Source organism: uncultured Bacteroides sp., from assembly GCF_937912035.1.
GTDB lineage: Bacteria > Bacteroidota > Bacteroidia > Bacteroidales > Bacteroidaceae > Phocaeicola.
This window is the reverse complement of the sequence record NZ_CALDPF010000036.1, coordinates 110,501-135,831: the sequence shown is the minus strand read 5'-3', so window position 1 is coordinate 135,831 and position 25,331 is coordinate 110,501. Positions and strand designations below refer to the sequence as shown.

The window sequence follows — 25,331 nt, the reverse complement described above, 5'->3', positions numbered from 1 at the left end:
TTATACTATGACAATAAAGAAAAATATTTGTTTATTATCAATACTTTTGAACGTATTCAGTGTCTATTCTGAAAATATAAATTATTATGAAGTAAAATCTCCGGATAAAGCTAAGGTGATTTATAATGGACATTTGAATTTGGGAGGAATTTCAAAGGACAATAAAAAAATTGAGTTCAACAGTTTTTATATGTCTGTAGATGATATTCCTGTTATTCCTATAATGGGAGAGTTTCATTACTGCCGTTATCCGCATGAACAGTGGGAGGAAGCTATACTTACAATGAAATCCGGAGGGATAACTGTGATACCTACATACGTATTCTGGAATATTCATGAAGAAAAAGAAGGGCATTTCGATTGGAGTGGTAATAAAGATCTTCGTAAGTTTATAGAACTTTGTCAAAAGCATGACATGAAAGTTGTGGTTAGAATAGGTCCCTTCTGCCATGGAGAAATAAGAAATGGGGGACTTCCTGACTGGCTTTTTGCCCGTCCTATAGATGTACGGTCAAATGACCCTGATTATTTGAAATATGTGAAGCGATTGTATACTGAAATATCTAGACAGCTGGAAGGATTGTATTTCAAGGATGGTGGACCGATCATAGGTACTCAGATAGAGAATGAGCATCAGCACTCTGCAGCTCCATGGGCAATATGTTATCCTGAAGAAAGGAAGGATTATACCTCTTCTTCGTACGATAAGTCTATAACTAAAATCGGTGTGAGCGTTCAAGACAGTAAAATCTCAAAGGCTGAGTTGGGAGAAAGGCACATGCTGACTTTGAAAAAGATGGCTCAGGAGGTTGGTATAATAACTCCGTTGTATACTGTGACTGGATGGGGAAATGCGGCTGTTCTGGGATACGATGCTATTCCTGTAACTGCAGCATATACATATCCTTTTTGGGCCAAGCCGTTTAAGTCACCATTCTGTTTATTTAAAGATATACAGAAATATCCGGATTATTCTCCGGTGAGATACGATACTGAAAAATATCCGTCATTTTGTGCTGAGATGGGAGTAGGTATTCAGATGATATACTCCAGCCGTCCGATAGTAAAGGCGGAAGCTGCTGAGGCTTTGATGATACGAACTCTAGGAAGTGGTGCAAATGGGATAGGCTACTATATGTATCATGGCGGGTCAACTCCTAAATCATGCGATGGAAGCATGTTTATGAGTGATGAACCTATGGGTGTTCCTAAAATTTCGTATGACTTTCAGGCACCTGTTGGTGAATTTGGACTTGCCAGAGATTCATATAAATATCTCCGCACTATTCACTCTTTTGTAAAGGATTTTGGATGTCGTTTGGCTACAATGGAAACTGTGCTTCCTGAAGGTAATGATAAAATTACACCTGATAACAGAGAACAACTTCGTTTTGCTGTTAGAATGAAAGATGATTCAGGATTCATTTTTATGACTAATTTTCAGGATCATGATACGGCTAGAATAGATCAGGAGAATCTGGTCATTAATCTGGACCTTAAAAATGAAAATGTCAGAGTTCCATCAAAAGGGACGTTTACATTAAAGAAAGATGAAAGTGCAATCTTCCCATTTAATTTCGATATGGATGGGGCATTGCTGAAATATGCGACTGCACAATTATTGACAAAAATAGATGTTGAGGGAGGAAGTCATTATTTCTTTTTTGCACCGGAAGGTATATCTCCTCAATTCTTGTTCGACGATAAATCAATAAAGAATAAAGATAAATATTATTTCCCAAAACCTGGAATAGGTAGTACATTCGAAATTATAAATAATGAAGGTCATAGAATAAAAGTAACTACACTGACTAAAAAGGAAGCCTTAAATACAGTTAAACTGAATAATAAGCTAATCATATCTGATTCACAGGTCTTGTTTGATAAGAATAAACTTGTACTTTTGAACTTAGGGGATAATAAGTTTAAATATATCATTTATCCGTCAGCTGATGGGTTGAACTGGAAGGAAACTTCAGTACAGGCTGTAGACCCTAAAGTTGAGGTGAATAAGAAGGGATATAATTATGTTAGTGTAGATTTGAAACAGCTTAAGCCGCTTTCATATGTGAATGAATATTTTATAAATTTCGACTATGTGGGAGATGTAGCTATGGCTTCTATTGATGGTAAGATGGTTTTGGACCATTTCTATTATGGAAGTCCATGGATTATAGGTTTGAAGCGTTTCTCAAAATCATTGTCCAAACATAATATGGATTTTTATATCAGACCTTTGTATCGAAATGTTCCTTTCTGGAATGATTTGCCTTATAAAGTACAAAACATGTTTGATGATAATCAGGTATTGTGTGGTTTGGAGAATTTGAATATAATTCCTCAATATAAAATAGAACTTGACATATATTGATTTTTTAATAAGTATATATAAATAATACTATGTTTATAAGTAATAAAATAAAGGCCATTGTTGTTTTGGGAATATGTATGTTTGTGAATATACAAAGTGCATTTCCTGTAGATTCTAAAAATAGTGTATTTGAAATAAATCAGCCGGATTTTGAACTGAGTCCATATACCGGAATGACCAGAAAACATTGGATGGATGCTGCACATTATTTGTTGGAGGGGGCTTTCAGTTACATTCATAATCTGGACGATCCGATGAAATTTCCAAAGCAGTTGGATAAAACATATCCACGTAATGAATCGGCTGTTGCAACAGAGAAGCTGGAGGGATTATGCAGGACTCTTTTTGTGGCTGCTCCTTTATTAAAGGAAAATCCGGACTTGAAAATAAACGGAATAGGTGTTGCTGATTATTATCGTCATCAGATAATAAGACTTACAGATCCGGCAAGTGATACTTATATTAAGCCTTATGTAAAAGGAGCCAGTCAGACGCTTGTTGAATTAGGTGGATTGGCAATTTCTTTGGCCGTCATTCCTGAAATTATATGGCATCCTCTTTCACAGGAAAACAAGGATGCGCTGGCGGAAACCATGCTGGGATATGCGCATGGAAAGACAATTGATTCCAATTGGCGTTTCTTTAATATCTTTATATTGAGCTTCTTCAAGGAACAGGGATATACTGTAAATGAAAAATATTTGATTGAGAATATAGAAAAGACTTTGGAGAAATATCGCGGTCAGGGTTGGTATAATGATTCACCTGCATACGATTATTATAGTATGTGGGCTTTTCAGACATACGGACCTCTTTGGGCTGAACTTTTCGGAAAGAAATTGTATCCGAAGTATGCTGATAAGTATTTGACTAATCAATATGATTTGGTAGATAACTATCCATATATGTTTAGTAAGGAAGGTAAGATGAATATGTGGGGAAGAAGCATTTGTTATAGGTTTGCTGCAATAGCACCGTTACCGCTTCTTGTTTTAAATCCTAATAAAGATATCAATTGGGGATGGATAAGACGTATTGCGTCTTCAACTCTTCTTCAGTTTCTAACATCTGAAGATTTTCTTAATGACAGAATTCCATGTATGGGATTTTATAAAACATTTGCTCCTGCTGTTCAGATATATAGTTGCAGGGGAAGTGTCTACTGGTGTGGAAAAGCATTTCTTGGACTTTTGTTTTCTAAGGATTCGGAATTTTGGAAATCTACAGAGAATAACGGACCATGGGAAAAAGATTTTAAGAAAGGTAATGTTTACAATAAATTTCAGCCTGGAACAAATCTGATGATAACAGATTATCCGGATTGTGGCGGTAGTGAAATGCGCTCATGGTGTCATGAGAAGGTTGCTGATGACTGGCAAAAATTTAGAAGCTCTGAGAATTATAATAAGTTGGCATACCACACTGAATTCCCATGGATGGCAGATGGAGATAATGGTGAGATATCCATGAATTATGGTATTATTAATGGAGAAGACAAATGGGAAGTTTTAAGACTATATACTTTCATGGATTTTAAGGATGGAATTTATAGAAGAAATGCAGTTCTTGAAACCAATGATTCTGTTACTTATCAGCTTGCTGATATTCCACTTCATAACGGTGTGTTAAGAGTAGACAAAGTTACCGTTCCTTTTCCCACTAAACTACGTTTGGGACATTATTCTTTACCAGAAACCACAAATAAATTCGTTCAGAATACAAGAAAAATAAAAGGTAAAGATATACAGATTCTATCAAATGGCTCTCATAGTCTGGCAATGGTGAATTTATATGGATGGGATAAAATGGATGTTTTATATCCTTCAGGTCTTCATCCGGTATCTGAACGTTGCGGGCTTATTTATGCTGAATCTGATATTGATGGCAGTTGTATTTTTGTAACTCTACAGTTGTGGAAGAACGGAACAGAAACATTCACCGATAATGAACTTTCACAGGTAAAAAGTATTAAAGTCTCAGAAAACAAACGTGAGGTTACTGTTATTATGTCTGATAATTCAAAGAAGACAATAGTGTTTGAGTAAATAGTGTGATTTTTATTATTAAATAGTCGTTTTGTAAAGATGAAAAAGAATATATTTTTATTATTAAGCTTGGCCACTCTTTCTTGCACAGAGCATGGAGGCATTTCGGATGATAAAATTAATTTGGCCGGTGATTGGCTGTTTACAACAGATAGTACCAAATGGAACGGAGAAATATCTCTTCCTGGGTCAATGACTTCCAATGGTTTGGGAAACGAAGTTACCGTTAATACTGATTGGACCGGTGGAATATTTGATTCTACGTATTTCAAAAGTGACAAGTATGCCAAATATAGGAAAGAGGGTAATGTAAAGGTCCCTTTCTGGCTTCAGCCTGTAAAATATTATAAAGGAGTGGCATGGTACAGAAAGACGATAGAAGTACCGGCTGATTGGAAAGATAAAGACTTGTCATTATTTTTGGAAAGATGTCATTGGGAAACACGTCTGTGGATTGATGACAAAGAGGTAGGTATGAGGAATGCTTTGGGAGCACCTCATAAGTATGACTTGACTGATGTTCTTACACCAGGTAAGCATACTCTGACCTTGCGTATTGACAACAGAATTAAAGATATAGATCCGGGAGAAAATTCGCATAGTATATCTGACCATACTCAAGGTAATTGGAACGGAGTAATCGGTGACATGTTTATAGAGATGAAACCTGCCTTGAATATTGCCCATGCAGAAATTTATCCCAATATTCAGAATAAGTCAGTATTGGTGAAGACCGTCTTGATGAACAGAGGAGATAATGAGGCTGACGCAGAGTTACAACTTAAAATGGGGGGAAATATATCTAAGAAATCAGTTCGTCTTGCTCCTGGTTTCAATAATATAGAAGCTGAATTGGAAATTAATGATGATATAAAATTATGGGATGAATTTTCACCGAACCTTTATGATTTGACTTTGTGCTTAAATGATAAACTTACAAATGAGAATCATACAATGACTGAGAAATTCGGTTTCCGTGACTTTAAATCTGTTGATGGAAAATTAACGATAAACGGTAGACAGGTCTTTTTAAGAGGTACTTTGGATTGTGCAGCTTTTCCTAAAACCGGTTATCCTCCAACTGATGTAGAACCATGGAGAAAAATATTTACAACATGTAAGAACCACGGACTTAACCACATACGTTTCCATTCATGGTGTCCTCCTGAAGCTGCATTTACAGCTGCTGATGAAGTGGGTATGTATCTTGAGATAGAATGCTCCTCATGGGCAAATCAGTCGACAACAATTGGGGATGGACGTCCATTGGATAAATTTATTATTCAGGAAAGTAAAGATATTGTAGCTGAATATGGTAATCATCCTTCGTTCGTAATGCTTATGTATGGCAATGAGCCGGCAGGTGAGGGAAGCAATGAATATCTTACCAATTTTGTTACAATGTGGAAGGAGGCAGACAATAGAAGATTGTATTGTTCGAGTGCGGGATGGCCGAATCTCCCTGTCAGTGATTTCCTTAATGATACCAATCCTAGAATACAGGCATGGGGACAGGAGATGAAAAGTATAATTAATGCAGAACCTCCACGTACGGATTATGACTGGTCTGATTATGTAAACAGTTTTAGTCAACCTATGGTTAGCCATGAAATTGGACAATGGTGCGTATATCCTAACTTTAAGGAAATGAAGAAGTATGATGGAGTGATGAAACCACGCAATTTCGAGATATTCAAGGAAACACTACAGGAAAATGGTATGGCGCATTTGGCTGATAGCTTCCTTATTGCATCTGGTAAATTACAGGCTTTATGTTATAAGGCTGATATTGAAGCTGCTTTGAGAACTAAGAACTTTGCCGGTTTCCAGTTATTGGGTCTTTATGATTTTCCTGGTCAGGGAACAGCATTGGTTGGTGTATTGGATGCATTTTGGGAAGAAAAAGGATATATTTCTCCTGAAGAGTACAGCCGATTCTGTAATAGTACAGTTCCTTTGGCCAGATTCCCTAAATTGATTTATGCTAACAATGAGGATGTTATTGTTGATTTGGAAATCTCTCATTTTGGAGCTGAAAAATTACCAGTTAAAACTACTTCATGGACGTTAAAATCTAGAGACGGAGAACTTATAAGTAGCGGAGAATTGAAACATAACGAAATCCCTGTTGGAAACTGCTTTAAATTGGGAAAAGTTCAGACTAGTTTGAAGAATATAGATAAACCCACTCAGCTGACATTCGAAGTAAAGACAGGTGATTATTCGAATTCATGGAATTTGTGGTGTTATCCTTCGGAAACTCCAACTTTATCGACCGAAAATGAAATTCTTGTCTGTGATAAAGTTACAGATGAGGTCGTAAAAAAGCTCAATGGCGGTGGAAAGGTTTTACTTTCATTAAAGAAAGGTTCTTTGGCTGATGATATGGGTGGAAAGATTAAGATAGGTTTCTCAAGTATTTTCTGGAATACAGCCTGGACTTCAGGACAGGGACCACATACTTTAGGTATCCTTTGTAATCCTGATCATCCTGCTCTTAGTGAATTCCCTACAGATTTTTACAGTGACTATCAGTGGTGGGATGCAATGAGTCATTCAAATGCAGTAGAATATTCTAAGATAGCAGAAAAGGCGACTCCTATAGTTAGAGTTATTGATGATTGGTTTACTAACCGTCCTTTATCACTGGTATTCGAAGTGAAAGTAGGGAATGGTAAACTTTTGGTTTCTGGTATAGATTTCTGGAGTGATATGGATAAACGTCTTGAAGCGCGTCAGTTGCTTTATAGTTTGAAAAAATATATGTCCGGGGATAGTTTTAATCCAACAGCTGAAACATCAATAGACAAAATACAGAAAATGATAAAGTGATATGTGTAGTATACGTAAAAGCATCTTGACATTGGTTACATCTGTAGTTGCTGTTTGTAGCTCAAGTGCACAAATTGTTTTGCCTGCCATCTTTACAGATGGTATGGTATTACAGAGAAACTCTAATGTTAAAATATGGGGTTGGGGAAATCCATCGGAGAAAATGTGTGTGGTAGGATCATGGAACAAGAGTGATACCATTAGGACAACTGTAAATAATCAGGGACAGTGGGAGCTTTTTTTACCGACTTCTCAGGCTGGTGGACCATACGAGATTCAAATCCTTGGTAGAAATGAAGTAAAGCATATTAACAATGTTATGCTTGGTGAGGTCTGGTTGTGCAGCGGACAGTCAAATATGGAGTGGTCTGTCAATAGTGGTATTTACAATGGTGAGGAGTCTGTAAGAAATGCAGATTGTAATAACATCAGAATTCTGCATATACCTAAGCAGGGAGCTTCTTCTCCACAGGTAAATGTATCTACCCGTTGGGAAGTATCGTCTCCAGAATCTATGAGAAAAACAAGTGCTACAGCATATTTCTTTGCCAGATGTTTGACTCAAGAATTAAATGTACCTGTAGGAATCATTGTTGCTGCATGGGGTGGTACACCTGCAGAAGTCTGGACGCCTGAGGAAGTAGTAATGAATGATACGGTATTATCAAGAAACAAATACAAAGAGTACCCATGGTGGCCGATTAAGCCTGGAGTTCTTTTTAATCAAATGATAAATCCGATTATTCCATACCGGTTGGCTGGATGTATATGGTATCAGGGAGAGTCTAATCATGAGAATGCAACTTCTTATTCTCTTCTTATGACTAAGTTGGTTGACGAATGGAGAAAGAGGTTTAGTCAGGATTTCCCATTCTATTATGTTCAGATTGCTCCTCATACGTATAAATCAAAAAACAATACTCCGGCTTTATTAAGAGAACAGCAGCAGCTGATGCTTGATAAAGTGGAAAATTCAGGTATGATAAATATCTCAGACCTTGTGGATGATGTAAAAGATATTCATCCAAGGAACAAAAAGGATATTGGTGAACGTCTTGCATTCATGGTGCTGGATAGAGTATATGGCAAGTTTACAAAACCTTATGAAAGTCCGTTCGTTAAGGATGCTTGTTTGAAAGGAAGGAATATAATTATAAATTTTGGTGGAAATTTTGAGAAACTGATTTCTGTTTCAAAAAATATAATTGGAATAAGCGTTGTAGATGATAATGGAGCGCATGAAAATATAAAATGTAAAATTAAGGATAAACAACTTATTATTCCTGTGCGAGGACTTAAGTCTCCAATGAAAGTTTATTACTGTTTTAATGATTCTGTTATAGGTAGTTTGAGGAGTAATGATATGATGCCGGTTTTACCTTTCAGAATTGAAAATCTAGAGAGAAAATGAAAAAGTTTTTAGTTATTGCAGTTTGTTGTTTATGCATTTTATGTAATGCAAAAGCTCAGGTCATTACAATGAAATCTGATAAGGATTTTCAGCCTGGCACATGGTTTTGCTTTAGAAATACTGTAACTGTAGACAACGAAATAAAGGATTTGTCATTGTCTATTGCAGCCGACACCAAATATTGGTTATGGGTTAATGGAGAACTGCAAGTCAGGGAAGGAGGTCTTAAAAGAGGTCCTAATCCTTATGATTCATATTGTGACGTTATAAAATCTCTGCCTGCCATGAAACAGGGAAAGAATACTATAGCAGTTTTGGTGTGGTATTTTGGTAAAAACGGATTTAGTCATAGAAATTCTGGAACGCCTGGTATTACTTTCAGTCTGAATGTGAACGGGAAACAAGTCTCTGAAGACAGAAAATGGAAAGTGTGCGAGAATAGTGCATTCTATGTACCTGAAGGTGAAAAGCCAAATTTCAGACTTGCTGAGTCTAATATCGGATATGATTCTAATGAAGAAATAGGTTTTTATTCTCCTGACTATGACGATAGTGATTGGAAATCAGCACGTGTAATTTCTCTTGAAAAGGCTGGTTGGAATAAATTGGTTGACAGGCCTATTCCTTTCTGGAAGGATTATGGGTTGAAAGACTATTCTATGGTCAAGAAAATAAATGATACCATATATCATGCTTATCTTCCATATAATGCTCAGATAACTCCTTTTATGAAATTAGTTTCTGAAAAAGGAAAGAAAATACATATACAGACAGATAATTATATGGGAGGATCTCAACCAAATGTTTATGCCGAGTATATTACAAAGAAAGGTGAACAAGAGTTTGAATGTTATGGTTGGATGAACGGTCACTACGTTATTTATAATATTCCGTCTGACGTAGAAGTCAAGGAACTTAAATATCGTGAAACAGGTTATGATACATCATTTGCAGGAAGTTTCTTATGTGATGACCAGGCTCTTAATACGTTGTGGAACAAGGCTCAACGTACATTGTATATCACTATGCGTGATACGTATATGGACTGTCCTGACAGAGAAAGAGCCCAGTGGTGGGGTGATGTAGTCAATGAACTGGGTGAGGCTTTTTATGCACTTGATGAGAAAGCGCATCTCCTTACCAGAAAGGGTATTATGGAACTTATGGACTGGCAGCGTGCTGATAGTACTATATTTGCACCTGTTCCGGCTGGAAATTACGATTCTGAACTGCCTATGCAGATGTTGGCAAGTGTGAGTTATTATGGATTTTGGACATATTATATGGGTACGGGCGACAGTGCAACCATACAATATGTTTTTCCTAAAGTGAAAAAATATATTCATGTCTGGAAGACAAAGTCAGATGGTCTGGTGATTCCGCGTAAAGGTGGTTGGACATGGGGAGACTGGGGTGATAATAAAGATATGGAACTACTTTTCAACCAATGGTACTTGATAGCATTGCAGGGATATGCAAAGATGGCAAATCTTGTTGGAGATTATAATGAGGCTGAGTGGGCAGAAACTGCAGCCTTGACATTAAAAAAGGCGTTCCACGAAAAATATTGGAATGGAAGCTACTATATATCTCCAAATTATAAAGGAGTACCTGACGACAGATCACAGGCTTTGGCCGTAGTATCCGGTACATTGCCAAAAGAGCTTTATCCCGTTATAAGGCCTTTCTTTGAAAAGTATTATCATGCCAGTCCTTATATGGAGAAGTATGTCTTACAGGCACTTTGTATGATGAACTATCATCAGGATGCTATAAATAGAATAAAATTCAGGTATTCCGAGATGATACATAGCCCGCTTACTACTTTATGGGAAGGTTGGGGAATCGGATCTAAAGGTTTTGGAGGTGGAACATATAACCATGCGTGGAGCGGAGGACCACTCACTATTATGAGTCAATATATTGCAGGTATCGAAACGGTAACACCTGCATTTGAAACTTTCAGGGTAAAACCTAATCCGGCATCTTTGAATTTTATCAAAACAGTTGTTCCTTTAAGTAATGATAGGGAAATAATCTTTTCTTTACATAAGGATAATGTGTCATGTAAAATCCGACTTGAGGTTCCTTACGGAACAAAGGCCTTGTTTTCCATGCCATACGAATATGAAAGGATCGTTATAAATGGAAGAATTTTTAGTGGTGAATCGGACGAGATAAAACTTGATGCCGGCTTATACAATATAGAACTTACCAACCGTCAGCCTCAATCCAATTGATTCTATTATTGGATTGAGGCTGATTGCTTGTATAGTTTCTCTTTTTCTATGATATCATATACGGAAGGATGTAAAAAATATCGAACATCCTTTCCTCTCGATATGCTTTCACGAATAAAGGTTGAACTTACCTCGATTATAGGACTGTCAACAGCTTTTACATTTGGCGGTAAAGAATCAGGATTTATATCATAACCCAATCGTGGATATACCAGAATATTATGTCGTGCAATTATTTCTTCCGGTGACTTCCAACGGTCGAATGCTTCCCAGTTGTCGGCACCTATTATTAAATAGAAATTTCTGTCAGGGTATGCTTCGGACAATTTGTTGAGTGTATTTGCAGTGTACGACGGTTTAGGCAGATGGAACTCAAAATCGGATGCATGAAAGTGTGGATATCCTTTTATTGCTGCTTGTACCAATTTCAAACGTAAACGGTCGTCAAGCAATGACTGGTTTTGTTTGAACGGATTTTGTGGAGATACCAGAAACCATATTTCGTCTATGTATCCGTTTTCACACAGATAGTTTGCCAAAGCCAGATGACCTATGTGGATAGGGTTGAAAGAACCACCGAAAATACCTGTTCTCAACTTTTTTTCTTCCATAATCTGTAATTGACCACCTGCCATGCCGCAACAAGTATCATTGCTGTGGCTATTATATATTCTTCTTTAGCTATTGCTACAATTCCTACAGCCAAAGCTGCAAAACCGATGACGATTGTTAAAATCGTCATCAGTCGCATTATCTTTTGTGGATTTTTTGCCATATTATTTTTTCAGGAAATTACTGATAGTTTCGAGTGCCTCTGCCTGTGCTTTTTCCAGTACATCATTCACTATCACTACATCGAACTTGTCGGCATAGCTTAGTTCGAATTCTGCTTTTGCTATACGGCTTTCTATTACTTCAGGGGAGTCTGTACCGCGTCCATTCAATCGTTTACGCAGTTCTTCCACTGATGGTGGCTGGATAAACACGGAAAGGGCACGTTCGCCATAGAATTTCTTTATGTTACATCCACCTACTACGTCAACATCAAATATTACGTTCTGGCCTTCTAATAGTTGTTTTTCCACCTGTGATTTCAGTGTTCCATAGAAACGGTCGGTATAGACTTCTTCGTATTCAAGAAACTCTCCGTTTGCTATTTTCTGTCTGAATTCATCCGGAGTAAGGAAGAAATATTCCACTCCGTTCTGCTCCGTTCCGCGTGGCGGACGGCTTGTTGCCGAGATTGAAAAGGCCAGATTCAGGTTCTGTTTCAGCAGATAGTTTATTATTGTTGATTTGCCTGAACCTGATGGGGCTGAAAATATTATAAGTTTTCCCATGATTAAATAGCGTTTAAAAACTGTTTAAACAGTAGCTAAAAACTGTTTTACATTACGTTTAATACCTGTTCCTTGATTTGTTCCAGTTCGTCTTTCATCTGCACTACAATATTTTGCATTTCGGCATGATTTGACTTACTGCCTGTAGTGTTGATTTCACGTCCCATTTCCTGAGCTATGAATCCAAGCTTTTTACCTTGACCATGTCCGCCTGCCATAGTCTCGCGAAAATATTTCAGATGATTGGCAAGGCGTTGTTTTTCTTCGTTTATGTCGAGCTTTTCGATATAATATATCAGTTCCTGTTCCAGGCGGTTCTTGTCGTAGTCCACACTGATTGTCTTCTCAAGTGCATCGGTGATTTTTTCTCTTATACGTGCAACTCTTTCTTTCTCAAACGGTTCGATGGATGCAAGCAGTCGTTCGATATTATCAATCTTTTCGTTGAACTTCTTTTCAAGAGCAGCTCCTTCCTGTTTACGGAAGTTTACGAGGGCATTTATGGCTTCTTCCACTGCACCTTTTGCCACTTCCCATTCCTCGTCTTCCAGTGTCTGTATGTCAACTTTGGTCAGCACATCTGGCATACGTAGCAGTGTTGCAAACCAGTCAGAAGGTAATGGTATGTTGCATGTTTCTGATATATTTTTTATTTGTGTGTAGTAATTCTGGAGCAATGCGGCGTTGATTGGAGTTGCTGCGTCTGATACTTCTTTTTCTATCCACAGACTGAAGTCAACTTTTCCGCGTTCAAGACTTTTGGAAATCATGTTTCTGATTTCCATTTCTTTTTCTCTGTACAATGGGGCTATTCTGGCAGATACGTCAAGTGCCTTGCTGTTGAGTGATTTTATTTCTACGATAATCTTCTTATCGTTGTAAATAACGGTTGATTTTCCGTAACCGGTCATTGATTGTATCATAACAAATTCTATTTTTTTGCAAAAGTAAGGAAAAGTGAGGAATTTATAGAAAGAGAGTGGGATAAAAAGTGTATATTTGCGGACATAAATGTATTTAAAGTAAACTATGTCGTGCATTTTACATATTGAAACGTCTACAGAAGTTTGTTCCGTATCAGTAAGTCAGGACGGAGCTTCTATTTTTACAAAAGAGGATTTTAACGGACCGTCACATGCCACAGTACTTGGTGTGTATGTTGACGAAGCTTTGTCATTTGTTGATAATCATGCAATCCCGCTTGATGCCGTAGCCGTGAGTTGTGGACCGGGTTCATATACCGGGTTGCGTATCGGTGTTTCCATGGCAAAGGGTATATGCTATGGAAGAAATATACCTTTAATAGGTATTCCTACTCCGGAGATTATGTGTGTGCCTGTGCTTCTTGAACATGATTTGCCGGACGATGCTTTGCTTTGTCCTATGATAGACGCACGCCGTATGGAAGTTTATGCTGCTATATATGACCGTTCGCTCAAGGCTTGCCGTGAAATAGGTGCAGATATTATAGACGAAAACTCTTATAAGGAATTTTTGGACAAACATCCGGTTTATTTCTTTGGAAACGGTGCTGCAAAGTGCCGTGAAAAGATTACTCATCCCAATGCACATTTCATTGATGAGGTTTATCCGTTGGCCAAATGGATGTTTCCATTAGCTGAAAAGGCTGTAGCTAAAGAGGATTATAAGGATGTGGCTTATTTTGAGCCGTTCTATTTGAAAGAATTTGTAGCTTCTACTCCCAAAAAATTACTTTGACAATTTAATTTGTGAATATATGGAATATAATACCCAGCAACGCCGACTTCCGCTTCCTGAGTATGGGCGAAGCGTACAGAATATGGTAGACCATGCTCTTACGATAGAGGATCGTGAAGAAAGACAAATCTGTGCAAATACAATAATAAAAATAATGAAAGGGATGTTCCCACAGTTTAAGGATAATGCTGAGTTGAACCAGAAACTTTGGGATCATTTAGCTATAATGTCAGATTTTAAACTTGATATAGATTATCCTGTAGAGATTGTAAAGAAAGAAAGCCTGAATGTGAAGCCTGACAGGGTCCCTTATCCTCAGTCAAAATTGCGTTATAAACATTACGGACGCTTTGTACAGGATATGATTAACGTTGCGGCCGGATATGAGGAAGGTGAGGAGAAAAGACAGCTTATCAATCTCATAGCTAATCAGATGAAAAAGGATTATCAGAACTGGAACAAGGACGGCGTTGATAATCAGAGAATAATAGATGATTTATGTGAACTTTCAGACGGAAAAATAAAAATAACTGTTGATGATGTGAAAATGTTTGAACATCGTGTGTTTACACAGCGCCGTAGACAAACAAATAATAATAACAATAACCAACAGAAACGTAAGAACAACAATGATAAGTGATTGTTGGTTTAAAACTAAAAGCTAAAACGTATGAGCTCATTTGTAATTGAAGGCGGACATAAACTTCATGGAGAGATAACACCTCAGGGGGCAAAGAATGAGGTGTTGCAGATATTGTGTGCTACTTTGCTTACGTCAGAGGAAGTTACCATACACAATATACCTAATATTCTTGATGTGAACAACCTCATCCAGCTTATTAGTGATATGGGAGTTAAGGTCTCGAAATTGAGTGCAGATACTTACTCATTCAAGGCTGATAATGTGAATCTGTCATATCTTGAGAGTGATGAATTTCTGCAAAGATGTTCCAAATTGCGTGGTTCTGTAATGCTCATAGGTCCTTTGCTTTCGCGTTTTGGTAAGGCTATGATTTCAAAACCGGGTGGCGATAAGATTGGACGTCGTCGTCTGGATACTCATTTTATTGGAGTATTAAAATTAGGGGCTTCATTTGAGCATGATTCGGTGCGTGGAGCATATACTTTGACTGCGGAAAAGCTCAAGGGAACATATATGTTGCTTGATGAAGCATCAGTCACAGGTACTGCAAATATTATAATGGCAGCTGTTCTTGCCGAAGGTGTTACGACTATATATAATGCCGCATGCGAACCTTATCTTCAGCAATTGTGCAGGATGCTTAATCGTATGGGAGCAAAGATATCAGGAATAGCATCGAATTTGCTTACAATAGAAGGTGTGAAGGAACTTAAAGGATGTACGCATACGGTGTTGCCGGATATGATTGAAGTAGGAAGCTTCATCGGGATGGCTGCAATGACAGGAAGTGAGATTACCATAAAGAACGTATCTTATGATAATCTTGGTATTATTCCTGAAAGTTTTAGACGTCTGGGCATTACGCTTGAGCAGAGAAACGATGACATATTTATTCCGCAACAGGATCATTATGAAATAGAATCATTCATGGATGGTTCTATAATGACAATAGCCGATGCACCGTGGCCGGGGCTTACTCCTGACTTGCTTAGCGTTATGTTGGTAGTGGCTACTCAGGCTAAGGGTAGTGTACTTATTCATCAGAAAATGTTTGAAAGCAGACTGTTTTTTGTTGACAAACTGATAGATATGGGGGCACAGATTATACTTTGCGATCCTCACAGGGCAGTTGTTATAGGTCATGACCATAATTTCAGCCTGAGAGGAGGGAATATGACATCGCCTGATATCCGTGCCGGTATAGCATTGCTTATTGCAGCCATGGGTGCCGAAGGTACAAGCCGAATACATAATATCGAACAGATAGACAGAGGATATCAGAATATCGAACAACGTCTGACAGCGCTTGGTGCACGTATAACAAGAATTTAACGGACATGATAAGAAAAGAGGAAGTATATAAAATAGGAGTAATAAACAAACCGCACGGAGTGAAAGGTGAAGTTTCGTTTACCTTTACTGATGATATTTTCGATCGTGTGGATTGCGATTACCTTATATTGCTTATGGACGGTATATTGGTTCCGTTCTTTATAGAAGAATACCGTTTCCGTTCGGATAATGCTGCATTAGTGAAGTTCGAAGATATTGATACGGCTGAAAAGGCAAGAATGTTTACTAATGTAGAGGTCTTTTTTCCTGTGAAATATGTAGAAGAGCAGGACGAGGTTACTTCTTGGAACTATTTTGTAGGATTTGCTGTTGATGATGTGAACCATGGCACACTTGGAGTTATATCAGATGTTGACGATGCTACAATGAACGTTCTGTTTGTTATTGAAAAGGAAGATGGTGGAGAGATATTGCTTCCGGCACACGAAGAGTTCATTCTGGATATTGATCATAAAAAGAAACGTGTGAAAGTAGACATTCCTGAAGGATTGTTGGAATAAGGAATAAATACAGATGAAGTATGAGGAAGAAAGGTCGTAAAGCATTTTGGCATAATATAAAGTTTAAATATAAGCTTACTGTCATCAACGAGAATACACTAGAAGAGGTAGTTGGAATTCATGTGTCCAAGCTCAACGGTCTTTCGGTACTTTTGTTTGCTTGTACCATAATATTCATTATTGCAGCTTCCATAATAGCTTTTACGCCATTGCGAAATTATTTGCCCGGATATATGAATTCTGAGGTACGCGAGATGGTCGTTTCGAATGCTCTCCGTGCGGACTCATTACGTATGGCATTGGAGAAGCAGAACAGGTACATAATGAATATTCAGGATATTTTCAGTGGTAAGGTAGAAGCGGATACTGTCCAGTCTATTGATTCCTTGACGAACCTTCGTGCGGAACAGCTTATGGAGAGAACAAAGGAAGAAGAAGAATTCCGTCAGCAATACGAAGAAAAGGAAAGATATAATCTGCGTGCTATTGATAATAGTAATGCTGTTTCAGGGCTTATATTCTTTAAGCCTGTGAACGGTGTTAAGGAAGTGAATTTTGATCCTGAAAAGAAACATTACGGAATTGACATAATGACTTCCGGCAATGAGAATGTTGTAGCTGTATTGGAAGGTACGGTTATTATGGCCACATATACTGTGAATGACGGTTATGTAATACAAGTCCAGCATTCGCAAAATTTTATAAGTATATATAAAAACTGCGGTTCGTTGATGAAAGAACCTGGCGACAAGGTGAAGGGAGGAGATGTAATTGCTTTGGTAGGCAATAAAAATGGTGAACACAATAAACCTTATCTTCACTTTGAACTTTGGCGCAGGGGAGTACCAATAAATCCGGGAAATTATGTAGTATTCTAAGGTTATGAAAAAACAGATAGCTATTTTAGGGTCTACGGGTTCTATAGGAACCCAGGCTTTACAAGTGATAGAGGAACATCCTGACCTTTATGAAGTTTATGCCCTTACAGCAAATAATAGGGTAGACAAACTTATAGAACAAGCCAGAAAGTTCCAGCCTGAAGCTGTAGTCATCGCTAATGAGGACAAATATCAGCAACTTAAAGATGCACTGGCCGATTTACCTATAAAGGTTTATGCCGGTGCGGAAGCATTGTGTGAAATTGTAGAATCCGGACCGGTTAATATAGTATTGACAGCCATGGTAGGATATGCCGGATTGAGACCGACAATCAATGCCATAAAGGCCGGTAAGACTATAGCTTTGGCAAACAAAGAGACTTTGGTTGTTGCTGGTGAACTTATTACCGAACTGGCACAACAGTACAGAACACCTATATTGCCTGTTGATTCTGAGCATTCTGCAATATTCCAGTGTCTCGAAATGAATAATCCGATAAGTAAGGTGATTCTTACTGCATCAGGAGGTCCTTTCCGTACTTTCAGTATGGAACAGCTATCCACAGTGACAAAGGAACAAGCGTTGAAACATCCCAACTGGAGTATGGGAGCGAAAATCACAATTGATTCCGCATCAATGATGAACAAGGGATTTGAAGTTATAGAGGCCAAATGGCTTTTCGGAGTAAAGCCCGAACAGATAGAGGTTGTGGTTCATCCACAGTCTGTCATTCATTCAATGGTAGAATTCAAGGATGGCGCTGTAAAGGCCCAGCTTGGTGTGCCTGATATGCGTCTGCCCATACAGTATGCCTTCTCTTATCCTAAACGTGAAAGTCTTTCCGGTGAACGTTTGGATTTCATGAAGTGTAATACTCTTACATTCGAGGCTCCTGATACAAAACGTTTCAGGAATCTGGCTTTTGCCTACGAGGCAATGAATCGTGGAGGAAATATGGCTTGCATACTTAATGCCGCCAACGAAGTTGTGGTGGCAGCTTTCCTTAAGGACCAGATATCTTTCCTGGGTATGAGTGATGTAATAGAAAAGACTATGAATAAGGTGGCGTTCATCAGTAATCCTACATATCATGATTATGTAGAGACAGATGCTATCGCCCGTCGTATAGCAGCCGAGTATGTCATAAACTCAGGCTTTTGATTATTAATCTAAATTATCTAAAAAGTAAGAAAAAACAGATGGAGACATTTTTTATCCGTGCCCTTCAGTTGGTACTAAGTTTGTCTATTTTGGTTATAGTACACGAAGGAGGACACTTCTTTTTTGCGCGTTTATTCAAAATCAGGGTAGAGAAGTTCTATATCTTTTTTGACCCGTGGTTCTCTTTATTCAAATTCAAGCCTAAGAATTCAGATACAGAATACGGTGTTGGATGGTTGCCGCTTGGAGGATATTGTAAAATCTCTGGTATGATAGACGAATCTATGGATACCGAGCAGATGAAACAACCGGCACAACCATGGGAATTCCGTTCAAAACCTGCATGGCAAAGACTGCTTGTGATGATAGGAGGAGTGATGATGAATTTTATTCTGGCTTTGTTCATTTATTCAATGATTCTGTTTACATGGGGCGACAAGTATATCGCACTCAAGGATATGAGTTATGGATTGAAGTTTAATGAAACTGCACAGAATATAGGATTCCGTGATGGTGACATACTTCTCAGTGCCGATGGAAAAGAACTTGAACGTTTCGGTATGGATATGATACGCGATGTTGTTGAGGCTAAGGAAGTGAAGGTTCTGCGTAATGGTGAGACTGTCAGTATTGCCATGCCTGAATTGAGTCTTATAGATGTTGCGCAGCAGGATCCTATGTTTGTTGATGTATTTCATCCTAATGTAGTTGATTCAGTACTTGCCGGAGGTGGATTTGCGAATGCCGGAATACAGAAAGGCGATTCACTTATAGCAGTCAACGGAAAAACTCTTAACTCATGGAATGATTTTCAGAATCAGATTGCTGATTTGAAACTTAGAGCCGAGGTTGCGGAAAAGACTACAGCTGAATTCACTTTGGTATATTCACGTGCAGGAGTAAGAGATACCGTAAATGTGACTACAGACGAGCAGTTCAAAGTGGCAGCTATAGGTGGAATGATCAACTATACTCCTACAGTGCGTTCATTTGGTTTCTTTGAATCATTCCCTGCCGGAGTTACTCTTGGGGTAAATACACTGAAAGGATATGTGAACGACCTAAAATATGTATTCACTAAGGAAGGAGCCAAGAGTGTGGGTGGTTTCGGTACTATAGGAAGTATTTTCCCTAAGGTATGGGACTGGCAACGTTTCTGGTCAATGACCGCATTCCTGTCTATTATATTGGCATTTATGAACATCCTGCCAATTCCTGCACTCGACGGTGGACATGTGCTGTTCCTAATCTATGAGATTGTGGCTCGCCGCAAACCTAGCGACAAGTTCCTGGAATATGCACAAATGGTTGGTATGTTCCTGCTTTTTGCTTTGCTTATTTGGGCTAATTTCAACGATGTACTTAGATTCTTGTTATAATTAAATATCGAAATATGAAGAGAATTTTGTTTTCTGCAATATTGGGAAGTATGATGTTTTCGTCTGTAGTATCTGTGGCACAGGAAAGACTTCCGGAATATTTGCAGGCCGAGAAGTTTACGGAAAGTAAGCTTAAGAATATGTTGTTTTCTACCATGGTGGACCCTCACTGGTTTCAGAATGGCAAGGGATTCTGGTACGAATATAAAACATCCGAAGGAACTTTCTGGTATGTTGTAACTCCTTCCCAGAAGAAGAAAGAACTGCTGTTCGACCGTGATAAGTTGGCTGCACAACTTACAGAAATAGTGAAAGACCCGTTTGAGGCAAGGCAGCTTCCTGTAAAGAACCTTAAGGCTGAAGCTGACGGACGTACTTTTACTTTCGAAGTAGTGTCATCTCAGGATGAAAAAAATGATAAGGACAAGAAATCAGAAAAGAAGGTATTCTATTTTTCATACGATTTCCCTTCAAAGAAACTTACCCATCTGGCAGACAAGGAAAAAGAACCAAAGAAGTTGGATTGGGCGTCTGTCTCTCCTGACGGACAGTCGGTGGTATATGCCAAGGATTGTAATCTCTACCGTATGAGCATAGCCGACTATCGCAAGGCACAGAAGGATGAAAAGGACAGCACAATAGTGGAAATTCAGCTCACCACAGACGGTATGCCGGATTTCGGTTATGGTATTCCTTACAGCATACTGAATACGGATACTTTATGCAATGGCAAGCGCCGTAGAGCATGGGGTTGCTGGTCGCCCGATTCAAAGCATTTCGTAACCATAGTGTCAGACGACAGAGCAGTAAAACCTTTGTGGGTAATAAATTCCATAGCTGAACCACGTCCTACACTTGAGACCTACAAGTATCAGATGCCGGGAGAAATGGAAGCACCTGAGGAACATCTGTATATCTTCGATATGACATCGAACACAAGAAAAGAAATCAAGGTGTCTGCGTGGAAAAACCAGTGGTTGGGGCTGGAGTATAGACCTGTTGAAAAGAAACAGAGAGATATGGAATTCCGTCCTTCTGTGTGGCAGGGCGACAATAACCGTTTCTTTGTAACCCGATATAGCAGAGATCTACACCGTATTGACGTTTGTACTTATACTGTAGGAGAGGACTCCATTGTCCCAATAGTGAAGGAACGCATGAATACTTATCAGGAAACTCGTCCTATACACGTATTGAACGGAGGCAAGGAATTTATACAGTGGAGCGAACGCGACGGTTGGGCACATCTTTATCTTTACGATGATAAAGGAAACCTGAAAAACAGGATTACCGAAGGACCATGGCATGTGGAACAAGTCTTGAAGATAGATGAGGCTACACGTACTGTATATTTCCTGGCAAACGGTAAGGAAAAGGATGAGAACCCATATTACGAGCATTTGTATAAGGTAAATGTAAACGGCAGTGGACTTACAAGGTTGACTGAAGGTGATTATTTCCACCAAATCTCATTGTCGGACGATGCACAGTTTGCAGTAGATAATTTTTCTCGTGTAAACACAGTGCCATGTGCAGACCTGATTGACAGGAATGGAAATAAGGTAATGACTATCCAGGAAAGTGATTTCTCAAATCTTAAGGCTGCAGGATATAAGTTCCCTGAACTGTTCAAGGTTAAGGCTGCCGACGGAGTGACCGATCTTTATGGAGTGATGTACAAGCCATACGACTTTGACTCTACAAAGGTATATCCTATCATAGACTATGTATATCCGGGACCACAGGTTGAGGCTGTATATTATCCTTTTACACGCATGAGTATCCGCACCGACCGTCTGGCTCAGGCAGGATTTATTGTCATTTCTGTAGGACAGAGAGGAGGACATCCAAGCCGTTCCAAATGGTATCACAATTACGGTTACGGCAATATGCGCGATTATCCGTTGGCTGACCACAAGGCTGCGGTTGAACAACTGGCTGCACGATACAAATATATAGATATAAATAAGGTAGGTATTCACGGTCATTCCGGTGGTGGTTTTATGTCGACAGCCGCAATATGTCAGTATCCTGATTTTTATAAAGCCGCAGTATCATGTGCAGGAAATCATGATAACCGTATCTATAACCGTTGGTGGAGTGAAACACATCATGGAGTGAAAGAAACCATTTCAGAGAAAGGTGATACAACTTTCGTATATAAGATTGCCACTAATCCTGAAATCGTGAAGCAGTTAAAAGGACATCTTATGCTTGTGCATGGCGATATAGATAACAACGTTCATCCGGCTAATACGACACGTGTGGTAAACGCACTCATCAGAGCTGGTAAGCGTTTTGATATGCTTTATCTTCCTGGGCAGCGCCATGGCTTTGGCAATATGAACGAGTATTTCTATTGGCGACTTGTAGATTATTTCTCAGAGCATCTGAAAGGACAGAAGGAAACATCTGTTGATATACCAAAGAGATAATGATTAAATTCAGATTTTTTTAAGATATAAATTCTGGATTGTCTTAAGTATGAACTGCACCCCAAAAGTCAGACATAAGGCTTTTGGGGTGCAGTTTATGTATTAAGTCAGGTAGTACTCTTTCTATTTAATTGATTTTATCGTACTGCAATAATTCTTTTTGCGAATACTTTTTTATATCGAAACTTTTTGTCTTATTTACCGTGATACGCCAGTGTTACGCGCGTTGCACGTTCGTGTTACGCTCGTTACACGCTCGTGTTACACGCGTCACACGGACGTGTCACGCTATCTTTGTCGAAGAATTTTTAATTGGAAAGCATTATACATTAAAAGAATATAAGCTGGAAATATCAGTCATGGTATAAACAAAAAATGTATGTTAAAGTATTCCGTCGCAATTATTCAAAGACAACAAGAAATTCATATATGGTGCATTAAGGAAAGGTGCAAGAGCAAACGATTTTGAGATTGCTATCCAGTGGCTTGTTGATTCAGGTCTGGTTTATAAGGTTCCAAGGTGTACAAAACCGGCTTTGCCTCTTGATGTTTATGAGGATTTAAGTTGTTTTAAGTTATACATTCTTGACGTTGGCCTGTTAGGAGCGATGGTTAATACAGAACCGGTTCAAGTGCTGATAAATAACAATGTTTTTGTGGAATATAAAGGCGGAATGACTGAACAGTATGTGCTTCAGCAAATGAAAAGTCATGGTGTCTCTCCGATTTATTATCATAAGACAGATGATTCCAGGCTTGAACTTGATTTTGTAATACAGTATAATGCGAAATTATTACCTATTGAGGTAAAGGCAGAAGGAAATGTAAGGGCAAATTCGTTGACCGCATTATTAGCCAAGAATCCGGATTTGAAGGCGGTCAGATTTTCTATGTTGTCCTATAAGGAACAGGGACAACTGGAATGTGTGCCTATGTATGCGGTTTGAATATAATTAGAATTTGGTATATATGGTTCGAATATATTATCTCGCAGATCGGTGTCTTGCAGATGTTCGGAAAAGAACTGATGAGGAAGAAAGTCCGGTTTATGTTGGATTATTTCTTCAACAGGTGCAGGGAGAAGGATTTGTAATAAAATATGTATTTCAGTTCAGCGACCAATTTAGGTTACTGAACTGATATTTGTATTGAACTCACTCAACGGTATTTCATACCCGGCCCACGGCCAGCTGACGAATAGTTCTTCTGTGCGCGTATCTTTCTTGATAGTAACCTCATCGAATACTCTTAAATTCCTGAGAAAAGGATATGCGTCAATTGGGATTGAGTATTCATTTATTCCGTCGGTTGTCTCAATAGTAAGAGTAAAGAGCTTGCGGCTGATTGTTACGTCCTGAATGTCGTAGTCATCGTCAAGGTATTCCGTGTTAAGCCTGTCGAGCAGTGTCTTTGTAAATAATTCCAGAGAATCATTGTCATCGAACCTGTGGATAATGTTCCACCAAACCTGCTCGTTTTTTTCGGCAGGTTTCTCCCTCGTAATTCTTTTTAGCCTTGAAGGTATGTTCAGGAAATTCTCATTCTCGTTGTTCCATTTAATTATTATCTCATTACTGATATCGTCGTATTTATACAGTCCATAATATATGGTATAGCTTTCGGTTGCGGAATTAATAATATTACATGCCTGAATAGTGGCAAATTCATCATCATCATTTTCTTTATCCCAGAAAATCAGTGAGAAATTTTCTTTAGGGATGAAAGTCTCGTTATCTTTTCCGGCTTCGAAAGTCTGACCGATATACATGCCGTGCAGTGGTGAGTTAGACTCGCGGAAGAACAGAGTCCAGAGTTTTTCTCCTTTGGAATAAGCTACATTAGTTTCATGCCAGTAGCTTAAATCCTCCCATTCGGGAAAGGCAGCTCCAAGTTCAAGAATGCTGTTTATATAATCCGGGTCGGCAAAGTATCTTAATAAATGAATATTGTTCATCATAAGTCCCCAAATGCACTGTGGAACACTCCTTATGATATTGTCGGAAAGATAGGCCAATGAAGTGGAATGCCCTATAGCATTTTCCGGGATATGTAGTTTGAGAACGGAACAGATGTGCGAGGTATATTCTTTCAGAAGATTGTGGAATTGCGCTGTGTTTCCTGCATACGGATCAATCTTTTTCATCTTTATATACAGTACCATCACCGAGCCGAAGTATACATAGGGTCTCTCCCTGTATAGTTCGTCAAGTAGCGGTATGTAAGGACTGAAATCTTCAGGATAATCTTTGAAATCACGAGTTACGAAATCAGTCAGAATCCTGTCCGGACTAGAAGTTTCATTGCCGTAAACGTTTCCGTTATTTATTGTATTATGTAGAATCCGACCTATCTTGAACATATCAGTGATGTCAACCAGGTCCGAATAATCCAAATCGAAATGAGTGCAGATATCATTAATGATATTGTCTACCGTAGAAGTCCGGATATTCCCTTCTTTCAGTCTTGAGAAAGCCATTCTCCCTTTATATCCGAGGCGGCTTGCAAGTGCGGATGCTGAAGATTCGAAGATCCTGTTGTCGATGAGATAGGTAAGAAGTTCTTTATTGTCCGGCATAGTATGTATGACTGTTTTGTATCAATAATCAATAGTTCTGATACAAAAATACATTTTCCTTTTTTTATACGGAGATATTTTATATGATTAAATCTGGTAACTTTAAATTTGTATTGCCTTTAGAGTAAATGTAACAAAAAAAATCCCACGAACGGGTGTCGTGTATTATAAAAAACGTATCTTTGCGATGCGTACTTAACTTTTATCCTAAGAAACGAAATCGCCAATTTCAACAACAAGCAGGATAGGAGAGCATGACGCTCATCTGTATTGTATATATACTCGTGTACAGCCAATGCTGTATCCGTTTGTATAACCATACGGCGTGGGATTACTGTTTTCGCTTGTTGCTTGTAAGGTGTTTGGCGATGCCTGTTTCTTGATGAGTGAAAACAAGTCCTCACGCCTTTTTTGTTTTTGTGTAATGCTGAATTCGGAGGACTTATAA

The 25,331-nt window shown here is 38.6% G+C and carries 18 protein-coding genes and 1 pseudogene; 14 read left to right on the top strand and 5 right to left on the bottom strand.

The window, feature by feature from the left end:
- Positions 1-7 precede the first annotated feature (7 nt).
- The 5 genes from Q0486_RS10740 (at position 8) to Q0486_RS10720 (ending at position 10,899) form a co-directional block, all read left to right on the top strand.
- A complete protein-coding gene (locus tag Q0486_RS10740) occupies positions 8-2,371 on the top strand; it encodes a beta-galactosidase (protein WP_299232938.1) in 2,364 nt (787 codons plus the stop codon).
- A 77-nt stretch (positions 2,372-2,448) separates the two neighbouring features.
- Positions 2,449-4,416 (top strand): DUF2264 domain-containing protein, encoded by a 1,968-nt coding sequence (locus tag Q0486_RS10735; RefSeq protein ID WP_299233070.1) that lies wholly within the window; start codon positions 2,449-2,451, stop codon positions 4,414-4,416.
- Positions 4,417-4,455: 39 nt separating this feature from the next.
- Positions 4,456-7,248: a sugar-binding domain-containing protein gene (locus tag Q0486_RS10730; RefSeq protein ID WP_299232935.1), complete on the top strand. Its 2,793-nt coding sequence runs from the start codon at positions 4,456-4,458 to the stop codon at positions 7,246-7,248.
- A 1-nt stretch (position 7,249) separates the two neighbouring features.
- Positions 7,250-8,659 carry a sialate O-acetylesterase gene (locus Q0486_RS10725; protein WP_299232932.1) on the top strand — a complete coding sequence of 470 codons (1,410 nt, stop codon included), beginning with the start codon at positions 7,250-7,252 and terminating at the stop codon, positions 8,657-8,659.
- Positions 8,656-10,899: a GH116 family glycosyl hydrolase gene (locus Q0486_RS10720; protein WP_299232930.1), complete on the top strand. Its 2,244-nt coding sequence runs from the start codon at positions 8,656-8,658 to the stop codon at positions 10,897-10,899. Before Q0486_RS10725 ends, Q0486_RS10720 begins: the two co-directional genes overlap by 4 nt.
- A 5-nt stretch (positions 10,900-10,904) precedes the next feature.
- On the opposite strand, the gene nadD is transcribed toward Q0486_RS10720, so the two are convergent.
- The 4 genes from nadD to Q0486_RS10700 are packed head-to-tail and all read right to left on the bottom strand — an operon-like array spanning position 10,905 to position 13,162.
- Positions 10,905-11,510, bottom strand: a complete 606-nt coding sequence (nadD, locus tag Q0486_RS10715; protein ID WP_299232927.1) for a nicotinate (nicotinamide) nucleotide adenylyltransferase — start codon at positions 11,508-11,510, stop codon at positions 10,905-10,907.
- A complete protein-coding gene (locus tag Q0486_RS10710; RefSeq protein WP_299232924.1) occupies positions 11,492-11,674 on the bottom strand; it encodes a hypothetical protein in 183 nt (60 codons plus the stop codon). The genes nadD and Q0486_RS10710 overlap by 19 nt, the downstream gene beginning before the upstream one ends.
- A gap of 1 nt (position 11,675) precedes the next feature.
- Positions 11,676-12,239, bottom strand: a complete 564-nt coding sequence (gene gmk, locus Q0486_RS10705) for a guanylate kinase (RefSeq protein ID WP_299232921.1) — start codon at positions 12,237-12,239, stop codon at positions 11,676-11,678.
- Between the two features lie 47 nt (positions 12,240-12,286).
- A complete protein-coding gene (locus tag Q0486_RS10700; RefSeq protein WP_299232918.1) occupies positions 12,287-13,162 on the bottom strand; it encodes a YicC/YloC family endoribonuclease in 876 nt (291 codons plus the stop codon).
- 106 nt (positions 13,163-13,268) lie between these two features.
- Here Q0486_RS10700 and tsaB point away from each other — a divergent pair, with 106 nt between their 5' ends.
- From tsaB to Q0486_RS10655, 9 genes and pseudogenes are all read left to right on the top strand, one after another.
- On the top strand, positions 13,269-13,958 hold the full coding sequence (gene tsaB, locus Q0486_RS10695; protein ID WP_299232915.1) for a tRNA (adenosine(37)-N6)-threonylcarbamoyltransferase complex dimerization subunit type 1 TsaB: 690 nt from the start codon (positions 13,269-13,271) through the stop codon (positions 13,956-13,958).
- Positions 13,959-13,977: 19 nt separating this feature from the next.
- Positions 13,978-14,598 carry a DUF4290 domain-containing protein gene (locus tag Q0486_RS10690; RefSeq protein ID WP_299232913.1) on the top strand — a complete coding sequence of 207 codons (621 nt, stop codon included), beginning with the start codon at positions 13,978-13,980 and terminating at the stop codon, positions 14,596-14,598.
- 30 nt (positions 14,599-14,628) lie between these two features.
- Positions 14,629-15,933 carry a UDP-N-acetylglucosamine 1-carboxyvinyltransferase gene (gene murA, locus Q0486_RS10685; protein ID WP_299232910.1) on the top strand — a complete coding sequence of 435 codons (1,305 nt, stop codon included), beginning with the start codon at positions 14,629-14,631 and terminating at the stop codon, positions 15,931-15,933.
- A gap of 5 nt (positions 15,934-15,938) precedes the next feature.
- Positions 15,939-16,454 (top strand): ribosome maturation factor RimM, encoded by a 516-nt coding sequence (rimM, locus tag Q0486_RS10680; protein ID WP_299232907.1) that lies wholly within the window; start codon positions 15,939-15,941, stop codon positions 16,452-16,454.
- A 20-nt stretch (positions 16,455-16,474) separates the two neighbouring features.
- Complete coding sequence (locus Q0486_RS10675) at positions 16,475-17,332, top strand: M23 family metallopeptidase (RefSeq protein ID WP_299232904.1); 858 nt, start codon at positions 16,475-16,477, stop codon at positions 17,330-17,332.
- Positions 17,333-17,336: 4 nt separating this feature from the next.
- Positions 17,337-18,494, top strand: coding sequence for a 1-deoxy-D-xylulose-5-phosphate reductoisomerase (locus Q0486_RS10670; protein ID WP_299232901.1), 1,158 nt, complete (start codon positions 17,337-17,339; stop codon positions 18,492-18,494).
- 38 nt (positions 18,495-18,532) lie between these two features.
- The gene (gene rseP / locus Q0486_RS10665) at positions 18,533-19,873 is read left to right on the top strand and encodes an RIP metalloprotease RseP (RefSeq protein ID WP_299232898.1); all 1,341 of its coding nucleotides are present in this window, start codon (positions 18,533-18,535) and stop codon (positions 19,871-19,873) included.
- A 14-nt stretch (positions 19,874-19,887) separates the two neighbouring features.
- Positions 19,888-22,308: a DPP IV N-terminal domain-containing protein gene (locus Q0486_RS10660; RefSeq protein WP_299232895.1), complete on the top strand. Its 2,421-nt coding sequence runs from the start codon at positions 19,888-19,890 to the stop codon at positions 22,306-22,308.
- 386 nt (positions 22,309-22,694) lie between these two features.
- A pseudogene (locus tag Q0486_RS10655) lies at positions 22,695-23,255 on the top strand (DUF4143 domain-containing protein); the annotation flags it as partial.
- Between the two features lie 176 nt (positions 23,256-23,431).
- Here Q0486_RS10655 and Q0486_RS10650 read toward each other — a convergent pair.
- Positions 23,432-24,883 (bottom strand): hypothetical protein, encoded by a 1,452-nt coding sequence (locus tag Q0486_RS10650; protein WP_299232892.1) that lies wholly within the window; start codon positions 24,881-24,883, stop codon positions 23,432-23,434.
- Positions 24,884-25,331: the final 448 nt, after the last annotated feature.

What these genes read in the sequence shown, in the direction of transcription:
- Q0486_RS10740 (WP_299232938.1), top strand. Translation starts at nt 8, where the DNA reads ATGACAATAAAGAAAAATATTTGTTTATTATCAATACTTTTGAACGTA.
- Q0486_RS10735 (WP_299233070.1), top strand. Translation starts at nt 2,449, where the DNA reads ATGTTTGTGAATATACAAAGTGCATTTCCTGTAGATTCTAAAAATAGT.
- Q0486_RS10730 (WP_299232935.1), top strand. Translation starts at nt 4,456, where the DNA reads ATGAAAAAGAATATATTTTTATTATTAAGCTTGGCCACTCTTTCTTGC.
- Q0486_RS10725 (WP_299232932.1), top strand. Translation starts at nt 7,250, where the DNA reads ATGTGTAGTATACGTAAAAGCATCTTGACATTGGTTACATCTGTAGTT.
- Q0486_RS10720 (WP_299232930.1), top strand. Translation starts at nt 8,656, where the DNA reads ATGAAAAAGTTTTTAGTTATTGCAGTTTGTTGTTTATGCATTTTATGT.
- nadD (WP_299232927.1), bottom strand. Translation starts at nt 11,510, where the DNA reads ATGGAAGAAAAAAAGTTGAGAACAGGTATTTTCGGTGGTTCTTTCAAC.
- Q0486_RS10710 (WP_299232924.1), bottom strand. Translation starts at nt 11,674, where the DNA reads ATGGCAAAAAATCCACAAAAGATAATGCGACTGATGACGATTTTAACA.
- gmk (WP_299232921.1), bottom strand. Translation starts at nt 12,239, where the DNA reads ATGGGAAAACTTATAATATTTTCAGCCCCATCAGGTTCAGGCAAATCA.
- Q0486_RS10700 (WP_299232918.1), bottom strand. Translation starts at nt 13,162, where the DNA reads ATGATACAATCAATGACCGGTTACGGAAAATCAACCGTTATTTACAAC.
- tsaB (WP_299232915.1), top strand. Translation starts at nt 13,269, where the DNA reads ATGTCGTGCATTTTACATATTGAAACGTCTACAGAAGTTTGTTCCGTA.
- Q0486_RS10690 (WP_299232913.1), top strand. Translation starts at nt 13,978, where the DNA reads ATGGAATATAATACCCAGCAACGCCGACTTCCGCTTCCTGAGTATGGG.
- murA (WP_299232910.1), top strand. Translation starts at nt 14,629, where the DNA reads ATGAGCTCATTTGTAATTGAAGGCGGACATAAACTTCATGGAGAGATA.
- rimM (WP_299232907.1), top strand. Translation starts at nt 15,939, where the DNA reads ATGATAAGAAAAGAGGAAGTATATAAAATAGGAGTAATAAACAAACCG.
- Q0486_RS10675 (WP_299232904.1), top strand. Translation starts at nt 16,475, where the DNA reads ATGAGGAAGAAAGGTCGTAAAGCATTTTGGCATAATATAAAGTTTAAA.
- Q0486_RS10670 (WP_299232901.1), top strand. Translation starts at nt 17,337, where the DNA reads ATGAAAAAACAGATAGCTATTTTAGGGTCTACGGGTTCTATAGGAACC.
- rseP (WP_299232898.1), top strand. Translation starts at nt 18,533, where the DNA reads ATGGAGACATTTTTTATCCGTGCCCTTCAGTTGGTACTAAGTTTGTCT.
- Q0486_RS10660 (WP_299232895.1), top strand. Translation starts at nt 19,888, where the DNA reads ATGAAGAGAATTTTGTTTTCTGCAATATTGGGAAGTATGATGTTTTCG.
- Q0486_RS10650 (WP_299232892.1), bottom strand. Translation starts at nt 24,883, where the DNA reads ATGCCGGACAATAAAGAACTTCTTACCTATCTCATCGACAACAGGATC.